A 13,204-nucleotide genomic window follows, 5' to 3' on the forward strand; every position below is an offset into this window, starting at 1 on the left:
AGGGAGCGCGCGCGTGGACGGACGGCCCTTGTATCTCGAACCGCTGTTTCTCGAACCGCGGCTGGAGCCACGGCTGAGGTCGCTCGTGGCGGCGGCGGAGACCTTGCACACGCTCACCGACGCGCTCGGCTCTCCGCTGCACGTGGTGGTGCCCGACCGGATCGCGGAGAACGTGGAGCGGTTCCGGTCGGTGTACCGCGCGCACCACCTGTCCGGGCAGATCTTCTACGCCCACAAGGCCAACCGGTCCAGCGCCCTGCTGCGCCGCCTGGCCGCCACGGACGCGGGCGTGGACGTCGCGTCGCTGGAGGAGCTGCAGCACGCGCTGGGCGCCGGTTTCGCCGCGGCCCGGATCGTGGCGACGGGCCCGAAGAACCCGGAGTTCCTGTGGCTCGCGGCCCGCTCGGGCGTCACGGTCGGCGTGGACGGGCCCGCCGAGCTGGACCAGCTGGCCACGCTGGTGCGCAAGCACTCCCTCGACCGGGTCCCGGTCCTGCTGCGGCTGTCGGGGTTCGAGACCTCGGGTGTGCGGGTGCTGAGCAGGCGCAGCCGCTTCGGCACGCCCGTGGCACAGGCGCAGGAGCTGCTGGAGGCGGTGGAACGGCACGGCGACGCGGTCGAACCGACCGGGGTCGCCTTCCACGTGGACACCATGAGCGTGGCGGAGAAGGCGACCGCCCTCGAAGGGTGCCTGGCGGTCCTGGAGGCGTGCCGCAGCCGGGGGTTGCGGCCCCGGGCGGTGGACGTGGGCGGCGGCTTCGGCGTCAGCTACCTCGCCCACCGGGAGCAGTGGGAGACGTACACGAGCGAGCTGACCGCGGCGGTGATGGGCCGCCGTCCGCCGCTGGCCTGGGGCGGGCACGGCTACGGGCTGCGCGAGGAGTCCGGCACCCTGCGCGGCGCGCTCGGCCTGTATCCCGCCCACCGGTCCGTGGCCGGCGCGGACTACCTGGACGAGCTGCTGGCCCAGCCCGCCCCTTCCCTGGGCGGCCGCCCGCTGGCCGCGCTGCTGCTGGAGCACCTCTACGACCTGTACACCGAGCCCGGCCGGGCCCTGCTGGACCAGTGCGGGCTGACGCTCGCGAAGGTGCTGGAGGTGCGGACGCAGGGCACCGACGGGGCCCTGCTCGTACGGCTGGCCGCGAAGGCGGACGACATCGCCCTGGAGGACCACGGCGTGCTGATGGACCCGGTCGTCGTCCCCCGCGGCGGTGCGGCTAAGGGCGAGGGGCCCGTCGCGGTGCACCTGTTCGGCAGCCTGTGCCTGGAGAGCGATCTGATCACCCGGCGCACGGTGTTCCTGCCGCGCCGCCCGGCCCCCGGCGACCTGCTGGCCTTCGCCAACACCGCGGGCTACGCCATGGACTTCCACGCCACGCGCGCCCAGCAGCAGCCCGCCGCCCGCAAGGTCGCCGCCTGGCAGGACGGCGACGCCTGGCGGTGGTGCCTCGACGACCAGTTCTGGCCGATCACGCCCTCGGGGGGAGTCCAGTGAGGTACGACAGCATCACGGAGGCGATAGGCAACACCCCGCTGGTGCGGATCGACCCGGCCGTGCACGGCCTGCGCCACATCGACCTGTACGCCAAGCTGGAGATGCTCAACCCGTTCGGCTCGGTCAAGGACCGGGCCGCCTGGAACATGGCGCGCCCTCTGCTGGACGAGGCGGTCGAACGGGGCAGCCAGGTCGTGGAGTTGTCCAGCGGCAACACCGCCAAGGCGCTGGCGGTCGTCGCGGGCATGCACGGCCTGGGCTTCAAGAGCGTCACCAACCGGATGCGCATCCCGGAGATCAAGGACCTCCTGCTGCTGCTCGGCGCGGAGATCGAGGAGCTGCCGGGCCAGAGCGAGTGCCTGGACCCGACGGCGACGGACGATCCGCTGACCCTGTTCCACCGCACCCTGTCGGCGTCCGGCGGCGCCTATCTGCACACCGACCAGTACTTCAACCCGCGCAACACCGAGGCCCATCTGACCGGCACCGGTCCGGAGATCGTGAAGGACCTGGACGGCCGGGTCCCGGACTGGTTCGTCGCCTGCGTGGGCACGGCCGGTTCCTCCACGGGCGTGGCCCGCGCGCTGCGCGAGCAGGACCCGTCGGTGCGGGTGGTCGGGCTGGTCGCGGCCAAGTCCGACTTCATCCCCGGCATCCGCACCCTCGACGAGGTGCAGGAGGTCGGCCTGTTCGACCCGGACACCTACGACACGATGGCGTCGGTGACCGCCGACGAGGCGATCGAGGGGATGCTCACGCTGAACCGCCGCTGCGGCATCCTGGGCGGGCCGACCGGCGGGGCCGCGTACTTCGGCGCGGTCCGTCATCTGCGCGCCCTGGACGAGGAGTCGCAGGAGCGGCGCACGGCGGTGTTCATCGTCTGCGACCGGGTGGAGAGCTATCTCAGCTACGTCCGGCAGCGGCGGCCGGACCTGCTGGGCCGGCCGCCGCGGAAGAACGCGCCGGCCGACCTGTCGGAGGCGGAGGTCGGTGCCGCGCCGTCGGTGACGGTGGCCGCGGCGCGGCGCTGGATCGAGGCCGAGGCGCCGCTCGTGGTCGACCTGCGCAGCCCGTACGCGTTCGCGGCGCTGCACATCGACGGGTCGGTCAACATCGTGGACGAGCTGTTCGCCGAACTCGTGCGGGGCGGGCTGCCGTTCAGCCGGAGCCGGCCGGTGCTGCTGGCGTGCCCGGTCGGCGAGCAGTCCGCCCGGTACGCGGCGCTGCTGACCCGGATGGGCCACCCGGACGTGCGCAGTCTGGCCGGCGGCATCATCGCCTGGCGGGACGCGGGCGCTCCCCTGGTGCGGGGCTGACGGGCATGACGGCACCGACCGCGTTCGAGGACCTCGGCGCGTGGCAGCGGGAGCTGCGCGCCCGGTTCCCCATCGTCACCGGGCATCCGGAGCTCGCGTACCTGGACAGCGCGGCCACGGCGCAGAAGCCGCAGGCCGTCCTGGACGCCGTGCAGAGCTACCTGACGACGTCCAACGCCAACGCCGCGCGCGGCACGTACACCTGGGCCAACCGGACCACGGAGCTGGTCGAGCGGACCCGCGAGCGCGTCGCCCGGTTCCTGGGCGATCCCGGAACCGGCGGCTCGGTCGTGCACTTCACCGGCGGTACGACCGAGGGGCTGCGCACGATCGCCCGTGACTGGCTGCCCGGATTCCTGCGCGACGGCGACGAGATCGTCGTGCCCGAGGCCGACCACCAGGCCAACATCGTGCCGTGGCTGGAGGCGCAGCGGCAGCTCGCGCGGGAGGGCGTGCGGGTGCGGGTGGTGCCGATGCCGTACCAGAGCGGTTCCGGGGACTACGACCACCGGGCGCTGGCGGAACGGGCCGGGCCGCGCACCCGGTTCGTCGCCACGACGCACGTGCACCACGTCTACGGCGGCGACATGAACGTGCAGCGCATCCGCCGGGCGGTCGGCCCGGACGCGGTGATCTGTCTGGACGCGGCGCAGAGCGTGGGTCATGTGCCGGTGTCGGTGGCCGGGCTGGACGTCGACTTCGTCGTCTTCTCCGGGCACAAGGCGATGGCCCTGCCCGGTTCGGGCGCGGTGTGGGCGCGCCAGGCGCGCGGGCCGGCGTTCGTGCCCGGCGGGTGGAGCGGCACCCCGAACACGGTGGGCATCGCCTCGCTGGAAGCGGCGCTGGACTGGCTGGACGCGGCCGGGGTGGACCGGATCGAGCGCTGGACGGCCGGCCTGGCGTCCCGGCTCACCGACGGGCTGCGCCGGCTCGACGCCTACGAGATCCTCGGCTGCCCGTTGAGCCTGGCCGCCGACTCGCCGGTGCAGCGGCGCCTGGGCATCGTCTCCCTGCGGCACCGCGCCATCGACTCGGGCGACCTGGGCTTCATCCTCTTCAGCCACGGCTTCATGGTGCGCTCGGACCACCACTGCCAGGGCGACGCGGGCGAGAAGACCGGTTCGGTGCGGGTGAGTCTGCATGTGTACAACACCGTGGAGGAGATCGACCGGCTGCTGTCCGTTCTCGCCTCACTCGGGTGACCGCATCCGCTCGGCGTAATGAGAACCGTTTCCACCTGTAGGCTCGTCCCGGCAGGAGTCAGGTGCGAGACGGCAAGGTGGCACGACCGGATGGGGCTGAGTCTGGCGACGGCGGAGCGGTGGGTGGAGCGCTGGGAGCTCCAGCAGCAGCGGTACGCCGTCGACCGCGAGGAGCGGTTCACGGTGATCGCCGACGTGGTGGAGCACGTCACGGCGGGGCGCGAGGGCCGGCCGCTCGTGGTCGACCTGGGCTGCGGGCCGGGCTCGCTCGCGGCCCGGCTGGTCCGGCGGCTGCCGGACGCGGAGATCGTGGCCGTGGACCGCGACCCCCTCCTGCTGGAACTGGGCCGGACCCACCACCCGGACGCGGCCCGCTACGTCGACGCGGAGATCGGCGCTCCGGGCTGGACCGCGGCCCTGGACCTGGACCGGCCGCTGGACGCGGCCGTCTCCACCACGGCCCTGCACTACCTCGACCACGCCGCCCTGCAGCGCACCTACCGGCAACTCGCCGCGCTGCTGCGCCCCGGTGGTGTGCTCGTCAACGGCGACCACCTCCCCCAGGACGAGGCGGGCCCGGCCGGGATCGCCGCCCATGTGGGGCGGTGCCGGGCCGGGCGGCAGCGGGTGTTCGCGCACGAGGACTGGGGCTCGTGGTGGGCCGCCGTCGCCGAGGACCCCGAGCTGGCCGACCTCCTCGCCGAGCGCCGGCGCCGCGCGGAACCCGCCGGCACCGGCCGCCCCGCCGAACTCCCCCTCTCCGTGCACCTCGACCTGCTCCGGCGGGCGGGCTTCCGCCAGGCCGGCCAGGTCTGGCAGTACGGCGAGAGCTGCGTGCTGGTCGCGGTCCGCTGACCCGCCCGGGCTCACCCGTCCGCGGCCGCCGGATGGTGGACGGGCGCGGGCCGGCGGACCATGGAGGCAGGTGCCGCCCCTCGGCATGCCGCCCTGCCGGTCCCCCGGCGGCCACCAGCCCACACGAGGAGCCCCGATGACCACCGCCGAGCACACCACCCACGACGACCACGCACACACCCACGGCGACGACTGCGGCCACCTCGCCTTCCCCCACGGGGACCACACGGACTACGCCCACGACGGCCACGTCCACCGGATGCACGGGGACCATGTGGACGAGTGCGCCACCGGCGGCCACACCGTGCACCACAACCACGACCACCAGCACGGCGACACCTGCGGCCACCTGGCCGTGCGGCACGGCGACCACACCGACTACGTGCACGACGGGCACCGCCACGCCGCCCACGAGGGGCACTGGGACGACCACTGACCCGAACGGGGCTCAGGACAGACCGCTCCAGTGGACCGTCCGGTCGCACCACCGCTCCAGCAGCGTGCGGTCGTGGCCGACGGCCAGCAGCGCGGCGCCCGTCCCGGCGCGGTAGTCCTCGACGGCGGCGACCAGGGCGGCGGCGGTGGACGCGTCGAGCATGGCGGTCATCTCGTCGCACACCAGCACGCGCGGGCGCAGCACCAGGGCGCGGGCCAGGCAGGCCCGTTGCAGCTGGCCGTCGCTGACCTCGTGCGGCCGCCTGGTCAGCAGGTCGGGGGTGAGGCCGACGGCGGGGGCCAGTTCGGCGATCCGCTCGGGGATCTGCCGGGCGCGGCCGGTGGCGCGCAGGGGTTCGGCGATCAGGTCGGTGAGCGGCAGCCGGGGGTCGGCGGAGAGCCTGGCCTGCTGGAAGACCACCCCGAAGGCGGTGCGCTGGTCGCGCGGGGCGCGGTGGCGCCAGTGCCGTACGGGGGTGCCGTCCAGCAGGACGGTGCCCGCGTCGGGGCGGTGCAGCAGGGCGGCGACCCGGGCCAGGGTGGACTTGCCGCAGCCGCTCGGGCCGAGCAGTCCGACCGACTCGCCCGGGGCCAGGGCCAGGGAGACGTCCCGCACGACGGGGGCCTTCCTGGTGTATCCGGCGGTGATGGAGCGCAGTTCAAGCACGGACGTCCTCCGGCACGTGCGGGTGGTGGCAGGCGACCGGACCGGGCGGGGGCTCCTGGCCCGTGCACAGGCCGGTGGCGCGGGCGCAGCGCGGGGCGAAGGCGCAGCCGTCGGGGAGGTCGCCCAGCTCCGGCGGCATGCCCGGGACAGGAGTGAAGGCGCGGTCGGGCAGGGCCTGCAGCAGGCCGCGGCTGTAGGGGTGGCGGGGGCCGGGGTCGCCGAAGAAGGCGGTGGCGTCGGCGAGTTCGACGATCCGCCCCGCGTACATGACCGCGACCCGGTCGGCGATGCGCTCCGCCGCCGCCAGGTCGTGGGTGATCATCAGCAGGGCGCGTCCGCCGTCGCGCGTCCCGCCCGGGTCGTCGACGTGCCGGCGCAGTTCGTCGACCGTACGGTCCACCAGGTCGCGGTCGAGTCCGGTGGTGGGTTCGTCGGCGAGCAGCAGGGGGGCGTCGCCGACCAGGGCGAGGGCGGTGGCGGCGCGCTGGGCGAGGCCGCCGGAGAGTTCGTGCGGGTACCGGTCGAGGTGGGAGGCGGGGAACGCGGCCCGTTCGGCGGCCGCCTCCGCCGCGGCGCGCAGAGCGGCGCGGCCCCGGGTCGCGGTCAGGGCGGCGACGGTCTCCTCCAGCTGGGAGCGGACGGTGCGCACGGGCGTCAGGTGGGCGGCCGGGCTCTGCGGTACGAGCCCGATGAGCCGGCCCCGTACCGCGCGGGCGAGGGTCCGCTCGCCCGCCGTGAGCAGGTCCAGGTCGCCCAGCAGGGCCGAGCCGGCGGTCTGCGCGTTGCCGGGGAGCAGCCCGAGCAGCGCGGAGGCCAGCACGGACTTGCCGCAGCCGCTCTCCCCGATGAGGGCGAGGCACTCCCCCGGCGCGACGTCGAACCGGGCCCCGGTGACGGCCGCGACGCGCCGCCCGGCGGGCATGAGGAAGCGCACGGAGAGGTCCCGCACGGACAGCACGGGGGCGCGCCGGGGGGCCGGGTCCGCTCCCGTGTCCGCCGGCCCGGGGCCGATTGAGGTGCTCACAGCATCAGCTCCGATCGGTGACGGGGGTGGAGCCGCTCCCGCCACGCGCCCGCGAGGCCGGCGATGGCCAGCGTGGGGACGATGAGGAAGAGGCCCGGGAAGAGGGTGGGCCACCACTGGCCGGCGAGGAGGGAGCCGCGGGCCGTCTGGATGAGGGTGCCGAGGCTCGCCGTGTGCGTGGGCAGGCCCAGGCCGAGGAAGGACAGGGCCGACTCGTGCCACATGGCGTGCGGCACCATCAGCACGGCGGCGAGGGCGGCCTGCGGCAGCACGGCCGGCAGCAGATGCCGTACGGCCACCCGCCACCGGGAGGCCCCGCCGGAGACGGCCGCGTCGATGTAGGGCCGCGAGCGCAGCGACAGCACCTCGGCGCGCACGATCCGGGCCGTGGACAGCCAGTGGGTGAGCGCGACCGAGATGACCACCGGCCACACGCCGGGCCGGAACATCGCGACGATGAAGATGCCGAGCAGCAGGTGCGGTACGGAGGAGAACGTGTCGACCACCCGCATCAGGGCCCGGTCGGCCCAGCCGCCCAGCGCCCCGGCCGCGGCGCCCACGGCGGTGCCGACGACGGTCGCCGTCACCGCCGCCGCCACGCCGACCAGCAGTGACACGCGCAGTCCGTAGACGCAGCGCAGCAGCAGGTCGCGGCCGACGTCGTCGGTGCCGAACGGGTGCTGCAGGGAGGGCGGTTCCAGTTTGGCGGCGAGGTCGACGGCCTGCTGGTCGAGCTGGGCCAGCGGCGGTACGAGCAGCACGGCCAGGACGGTCACGGCCACCAGCGCGGCGGAGGTGCGCACGCGCAGGGCGCGGGTGGAGCGGCGCCTCGGCCCGTGCGACCGCCACGCGCTCTCGGCCGGGGAGCCGGCGGGTGCCGGTGCGTCACATGTCACTGAGCTTCACCCTCGGGTCGAACAGTCCGTAGAGCAGGTCGGCGAGCAGGTTGCCGGCGAGCACGGCGGCCGTGGCCAGGGCCGTCAGACCGGCGAGCAGCGGGAAGTCGACGGCGGTGGCGGCCTCGACGGTGGCGGCGGCGATGCCCGGCCAGCTGAAGACGCTCTCCACCAGCAGGGCGCCGGTGATGAGTTCGGGCACGCGCGAGCCGATGAGCGTGATGACCGGCAGCAGCCCGGAGCGCAGGGCGTGCCCGAGCAGCACGGTGCGTTCGCTCAGGCCGCGGGCGCGGGCGCCGCGCACGGGGTCCTCGGCCAGCGCGTCGCCGACGCCCTGGCGGACGTACAGCGTGAACCAGGGCAGCTGGGAGATCGCGAGGACTCCGGCGGGCAGCACGAGGTGGCTCGTGACCTGCCCGAACGTCACCTGTTCACTGCCGGTGTCGGTCAGGCCGCCGGCCGGCAGGACGTCCCACCGCAGGGCGAACAGCCAGATCGCCAGCAGCGCGATCCAGAAGACCGGGGCCGCCTCCAGGGTGTAGGCGACGGAGGTGACGGCCCGGTCGACGGCCGAGCCCGGGCGGCGGGCGGCGAGCACACCGAGGACCGTGCCCACCAGCACGGCGGCGGCGAAGGCGGCCGCGCACAGCAGCGCGGACCACACCAGCCGTTCGCCGATCACCTGGGCGACCGGCTGGCGCAGCACGCTGGAGTGCCCGAGGTCGCCGGTGAGCGCGGAGGCCAGCCAGTCCCACCAGCGGACGGCGAACGGCCGGTCCACGCCGAGGTTCTCGCGCAGCCGGTCCAGGGTCTCCTGGTCGGCGCCGAGCGCGGCGGTGCCGGCGTAGGCCTTGACGGGGTCGAAGGGGGAGGCGGCGGCGATGGCGAACACGCCGAAGGTGACGACGAGCAGGACGGGGACGGCGAACAGCGCCCGCCGTCCCGCCAGCCGTGCCATGGCTCCCCAGGGCACGCGGCTCACTTCTTCGGCTGCCAGTCCTCGATGTTCCACCAGGGGCCGCTGGCGAAGCCGTGCTCGTGCGGCTCCAGCTGGGTGGTCAGGCCGTCCCAGCGGTCGGCCAGCACGTAGAGGTGGTCGATGTGGGTGAGGAAGGTGTAGCCGGGGTCCTGCACCAGGGCGCGCTGCACCGTGGCGTAGGCGGAGCGGCGCTGGTCGGGGTCCTGGCTGCGGCGGGCCTCGTCGAGGGCGCGGTCGACGGCCGGGTTGTCGTAGCGGGCCATGTTGTTGAAGCCGTCGCCGGCCAGGGAGGAGTGCAGCAGGGTGTAGAGGCCGAAGTCGGGGTCGCCGGTGCTGCCGAAGCCCGCGAGGACGGCGGTGTCCTTCATGCGCGGCTCGATGACCTCCCAGGTGGCGCTCTCCACCCGGACGTCGATGCCGGCCTTCTTGGCGTCGGAGGCGTAGGCGAGGGCGTGGTCCTGGCGGACCTTGTCGCCGGAGGGGTAGAGCAGGGTGAAGGAGGCCCGCCGGCCGTCCTTGGCGCGGATGCCTCCCTCACCGGGCTTCCAGCCGGCCTCGTCCAGGATCTTCTTCGCCCTGCCGAGGTCGTGGGCGCGTTCGACGGCCTTGCTGAAGGCCGGGTCGTCGACGGGCAGCGGCCCGTAGGCCGGGCGGCCCGCGCCGTCCAGGATCCGGTCGACCATGGCCTCGCGGTCGACGGCGGCGTCGAGGGCCCGGCGGATCGCGCGGTCGCCGGTGACCTCGCCGGCGGTGGGGAGGGTGACGGCCCGGAAGTCGTAGGAGCGGGCCTGGTAGGTGCGCTTGCCGTCCTCGTTCTTGAACGTGGCGGCGAGGTTGGGCGGCAGGACGGCGCCGTCGAGGTCGCCGGAGCGCAGGCGGGTGGCGCGGACGTTGTCGTCGGCGACGATCGCCATGGTGAAGCTCTTCACCTTCGGCGCGCCGCCCCAGTAGCGGGGGTTGGCCTTGAAGGTGAGCTTCTCGCCCTTGCTCCACTTCGACAGCACGTACGGTCCCGTGCCGACCGGCTTGGTGTTGAAGGACCCGGTGTTCGGGTCCTGCCTGCCCGCGAGGTGCTCGGGGACGATGGGCAGGACCGTGCGGGCGGCGAAGGGGGCGTAGGGGTACTTGAGGGTGAAGACGACCTGGTCGTCGCCCTTGGCCCGGACCTCCTCGACGGCGTCCAGCTCGCTCTTGAAGGTGTTGTTCGTCTTCGCGTCGAGCACGGTCCGGTAGGTGTAGACGACGTCGGCGGCCGTCAGCGGCTCGCCGTCGCTGAACTCGACGCCCTCGCGCAGGGTGAAGGTGTACGTGCGGCCGCCGTCGGTGACCTCGGGCAGCGCGGCCGCCAGGGCGGGCTTCAGCTTCAGGCCGGCGTCGCGGGCGAGGAGCCCGTCGAAGATCTTGGAGTTGCCGTCCTTGCCGTAGCCGAGCAGCGGGCTCAGGGTGTCCGGCTCGGAGGCCACCCCGATGACGACGGATCCGGCGGACGTGCCGTCGTCCGAGCCGCCACTGCTCGGCGCGGAGCAGGCGGTGACCGCCGCGGCCAGCGCCGCCGTGATGGCGGCCCCTCGTATCCGACGGGTCGACATGTGACCTCACACCCTTGTTGCGCTAGTCAGGTTGTTGCCAAGACCTCGCAATTAAACAGCCAAGGGGGAGGGTCGCGCACCATCGCGGTGCGCGAGAGCCGGGTCGTCGACGCGCGCGGGCCGGTGGCGCACCCCGAACGCGGGTGTGCCACCGGCCCGTTCGCCCGCCGGCTCAGCTGCGGGTCAGGGTGATGTCCTGTTCCGTGACGGCGTGGAACGTGGGCAGCGGCAGGCCGCTGAAGGTGCGCAGTTCCATCAGGGTGGCCTCGACGTGCGCCGCGCCGGGCACGAGCACGCCGGGCGCCGGCCGGCCCGTGTTCACCCAGCGGTGCACGGCGCCGTCGCACACGGCCCGGGTGCCGCCGACGCCGTAGCGGGTGGTGGAGATGCCCTGGCGCACGGAGGAGCTGACGAAGACGGGGCCGCTGGAGCTCGCGCAGCGGTAGGTGCCGGACAGGGTGACGGTGCCGTCGGCGGCGACACCGGCGACCGCGTCGACGGTCACGGAGTCGTACGGGGCGAGGACGGAGGCGGTGGCGGGGGTGGCGCCGGTCAGCGCCAGCAGCGCGGCACCGGCCGCCGCGCCGAGCAGGGAACGCACACGCATGGGGGAAACCTCCCGTAATGAGCGGAATGTCGTACTACCACTCGTACCGGCCCTCCGGGCCGCGGCCGGTGACCCTCACCCCTTCGGTGGCGAGTTGGCGCCGGGCGTCGTGGAACGGTCCGGCACATGTCCGGGGCGTGTCACGCTTCCGGCCGCGCCGTTCCGATGAGTGCGGGGCGGGAGGATGGTCTGTCTGTACGCGTCGTCCGAACCGTTCGGACGGCCCTACCGACGTGGAGGTGCGCCATGTGTGCCCACCAGCCCCTGTGCCCCGCGACCGGCTCCCCCGCCGCGCACGTCGTCGCCGCCCACCCCGAGCAGGGCTGGAGCCTGCGCTGCGACGGGGCGATCGTCTTCGACGACACCGGCGAACTGCTGCCGGACGGACGTGTGGTGGAGCCCCACCGGACGGGCGGGGAGCGACTGGCCGCCGCGGCCTGACCGGAGCACCGCCTCAGGGCAGGACCGCGAAGCCGTCGAGTTCCACCAGTGCCTCCTCGTCCCACAGCCGGACCACCTGGACGACCGCCATGGCCGGGTAGTCACGGCCCGCCAGCTTCCGCCAGCGGCGGCCCAGTTCGGGGGCGTGGGCGCGGTAGGCGGCGACATCCGTTGCGTAGACGGTGACACGGGCCAGGTCGGCCGGGGTGCCGCCGGCCGCGGCGAGGGCGCTCAGCAGGTTGGCGAGGGCCCGCTCGAACTGCTCGGGCAGGGTCGCTCCGACCACCTTGCCGCCGGCGTCCAGCGCGGTCTGTCCCGCCAGGAACACCACGCGGGAGCCGGTGACGACGACGGCGTGGGAGAAGCCGGCCGGTGGCGACAGGCCGGGCGGGTTGACGCGTTCGGCGCTCACCGGGCCTCCTGCCGGGCGTACAGCTCCTTGGCGATGATGCCGCGCTGGACCTCGCTGGCGCCCTCGTAGACGCGGGGCGCGCGGACCTCGCGGTAGAGGTGTTCGAGCAGGTGGCCGCGGCGCAGGGCCCGGGCGCCGTGCAGCTGGACGGCCGTGTCGACGACGTACTGCGCGGTCTCGGTGGCGAGCAGTTTCGCCATGGCGGAGCGCGCGGGCACGTCCGGGGCGCCCTCGTCGCAGGCGGTCGCCGCCGCGTAGACCATCAGCCGGGCCGCCTCCGTGCGCAGGGCCATCTCCGCGACCTGGTGGGAGACGGCCTGCAGGTCGCGCAGGGTGCCGCCGAAGGCACCGCGGCGGGCGGTGTGGGCGAGGGTCGCGTCGAGCGCCGCCTGCGCCATGCCGACGGCGAAGGCGCCGACGCTGGGCCGGAACAGGTTGAGCGTGCCCATGGCGACGCGGAAGCCGCGGTCGACCTCGCCCAGCACGTCGCCGGAGGTCACCGGCACGCCGTCGAAGTCGAGTGCGCCGATGGGGTGCGGCGCGAGCATGTCGAGCCCGCGTCCGGTCAGGCCCGGGCGGTCGGCGGGCACCAGGAACGCCGTGACCCCGCGGGCGCCGGCGCCCGGGGTGGTCCGCGCGAAGACGGTGTAGAAGTCGGCCTCCGGGGCGTTGGAGATCCAGCACTTCTCGCCGGTGAGCCGCCAGCGGCCGGTGCCGTCCGGGTGGGCGGTGGTGTCGGGGCGGGCGGTGGCGTCGGGGTGGGCGGTTCCCTCCGTGTGGGGCGTGCCGTCCGGGTGGGCGGTCAGCTCCAGGGCCGCCGCGTCCGAGCCCGCCCCGGGCTCGCTCAGCGCGAAGGCCGCGACGGCCGTGCCGTCGGTGACCCCGGGCAGCCAGCGGGCCCGCTGGGCCGCGGTGCCGTGCGCGTGGACGGGGTGGGCGCCCAGGCCCTGGAGAGCCAGGGCCGTCTCGGCCTCCGTACAGGCCCGGGCCAGGGACTCGCGCATCAGGCACAGGTCGAGGGCGCCGGAGGCGAACACGCGCCGCAGCAGGCCCAGCCGGCCCAGTTCGGCGACCAGGGGCCGGTTCACCCGGCCCGGTTCGCCCTTCTCGGCCAGGGGGCGCAGCCGCTCGGCGGCCAGGGCGCGCAGCTCGGCGCACCAGGCGAGTTGTGCCGGTTCGAGCGAGAATGCGGTCATCGCCGGTCCCTTCTCCGCCACCCTGCGTCCGGCCGGGCACTCCGAGGCTATCGCGAACCGTTGACTGCCGTCACCAACACGATACGCTCC

At 74.5% G+C, this 13,204-nt stretch carries 14 protein-coding genes; 6 read left to right on the forward strand and 8 right to left on the reverse strand.

The window, feature by feature from the left end; genetic code table 11:
• Nucleotides 1-13: 13 nt before the first annotated feature.
• From ACIGAN_RS02665 to ACIGAN_RS02685, 5 genes are all read left to right on the forward strand, one after another.
• Nucleotides 14-1,495 (forward strand): Y4yA family PLP-dependent enzyme, encoded by a 1,482-nt coding sequence (locus ACIGAN_RS02665; protein WP_399854529.1) that lies wholly within the window; start codon nt 14-16, stop codon nt 1,493-1,495.
• A complete protein-coding gene (locus ACIGAN_RS02670) occupies nt 1,492-2,811 on the forward strand; it encodes a pyridoxal-phosphate dependent enzyme (protein WP_365738602.1) in 1,320 nt (439 codons plus the stop codon). Before ACIGAN_RS02665 ends, ACIGAN_RS02670 begins: the two co-directional genes overlap by 4 nt.
• 5 nt (nt 2,812-2,816) lie before the next feature.
• Nucleotides 2,817-4,013, forward strand: a complete 1,197-nt coding sequence (locus ACIGAN_RS02675; RefSeq protein ID WP_399854530.1) for an aminotransferase class V-fold PLP-dependent enzyme — start codon at nt 2,817-2,819, stop codon at nt 4,011-4,013.
• Between the two features lie 90 nt (nt 4,014-4,103).
• Entirely contained in the window at nt 4,104-4,868 is a 765-nt protein-coding gene (locus ACIGAN_RS02680; RefSeq protein WP_365091972.1) for a class I SAM-dependent methyltransferase, read from the forward strand.
• A 136-nt stretch (nt 4,869-5,004) separates the two neighbouring features.
• Entirely contained in the window at nt 5,005-5,304 is a 300-nt protein-coding gene (locus ACIGAN_RS02685) for a hypothetical protein (RefSeq protein WP_365738610.1), read from the forward strand.
• Between the two features lie 12 nt (nt 5,305-5,316).
• On the opposite strand, the gene ACIGAN_RS02690 is transcribed toward ACIGAN_RS02685, so the two are convergent.
• The 6 genes from ACIGAN_RS02690 to ACIGAN_RS02715 all read right to left on the reverse strand — a co-directional run bounded on the left by ACIGAN_RS02690 (nt 5,317) and on the right by ACIGAN_RS02715 (nt 11,065).
• The gene (locus tag ACIGAN_RS02690) at nt 5,317-5,970 is read right to left on the reverse strand and encodes an ABC transporter ATP-binding protein (protein ID WP_399854531.1); all 654 of its coding nucleotides are present in this window, start codon (nt 5,968-5,970) and stop codon (nt 5,317-5,319) included.
• On the reverse strand, nt 5,963-6,892 hold the full coding sequence (locus ACIGAN_RS02695; RefSeq protein WP_399854628.1) for an ABC transporter ATP-binding protein: 930 nt from the start codon (nt 6,890-6,892) through the stop codon (nt 5,963-5,965). Before ACIGAN_RS02695 ends, ACIGAN_RS02690 begins: the two co-directional genes overlap by 8 nt.
• 98 nt (nt 6,893-6,990) lie before the next feature.
• A complete protein-coding gene (locus tag ACIGAN_RS02700) occupies nt 6,991-7,890 on the reverse strand; it encodes an ABC transporter permease (protein ID WP_365091978.1) in 900 nt (299 codons plus the stop codon).
• Nucleotides 7,880-8,848, reverse strand: coding sequence for an ABC transporter permease (locus tag ACIGAN_RS02705; protein ID WP_399854629.1), 969 nt, complete (start codon nt 8,846-8,848; stop codon nt 7,880-7,882). Before ACIGAN_RS02705 ends, ACIGAN_RS02700 begins: the two co-directional genes overlap by 11 nt.
• 20 nt (nt 8,849-8,868) lie before the next feature.
• Nucleotides 8,869-10,458: an ABC transporter substrate-binding protein gene (locus ACIGAN_RS02710; RefSeq protein ID WP_399854532.1), complete on the reverse strand. Its 1,590-nt coding sequence runs from the start codon at nt 10,456-10,458 to the stop codon at nt 8,869-8,871.
• A gap of 172 nt (nt 10,459-10,630) precedes the next feature.
• A complete protein-coding gene (locus ACIGAN_RS02715) occupies nt 10,631-11,065 on the reverse strand; it encodes a DUF6299 family protein (protein WP_365738618.1) in 435 nt (144 codons plus the stop codon).
• A 246-nt stretch (nt 11,066-11,311) separates the two neighbouring features.
• On the opposite strand from ACIGAN_RS02715, the gene ACIGAN_RS02720 reads away from it, so the two are divergent.
• Nucleotides 11,312-11,506 (forward strand): DUF5999 family protein, encoded by a 195-nt coding sequence (locus ACIGAN_RS02720; protein WP_365091986.1) that lies wholly within the window; start codon nt 11,312-11,314, stop codon nt 11,504-11,506.
• 13 nt (nt 11,507-11,519) lie between these two features.
• Here ACIGAN_RS02720 and ACIGAN_RS02725 read toward each other — a convergent pair whose 3' ends face one another.
• Complete coding sequence (locus ACIGAN_RS02725; RefSeq protein WP_399854533.1) at nt 11,520-11,918, reverse strand: RidA family protein; 399 nt, start codon at nt 11,916-11,918, stop codon at nt 11,520-11,522.
• Nucleotides 11,915-13,114 (reverse strand): acyl-CoA dehydrogenase family protein, encoded by a 1,200-nt coding sequence (locus tag ACIGAN_RS02730; RefSeq protein WP_399854534.1) that lies wholly within the window; start codon nt 13,112-13,114, stop codon nt 11,915-11,917. Before ACIGAN_RS02730 ends, ACIGAN_RS02725 begins: the two co-directional genes overlap by 4 nt.
• Nucleotides 13,115-13,204 lie beyond the last annotated feature (90 nt).

This window comes from Streptomyces sp. NPDC085931, from assembly GCF_044540565.1.
Lineage (GTDB): Bacteria > Actinomycetota > Actinomycetes > Streptomycetales > Streptomycetaceae > Streptomyces.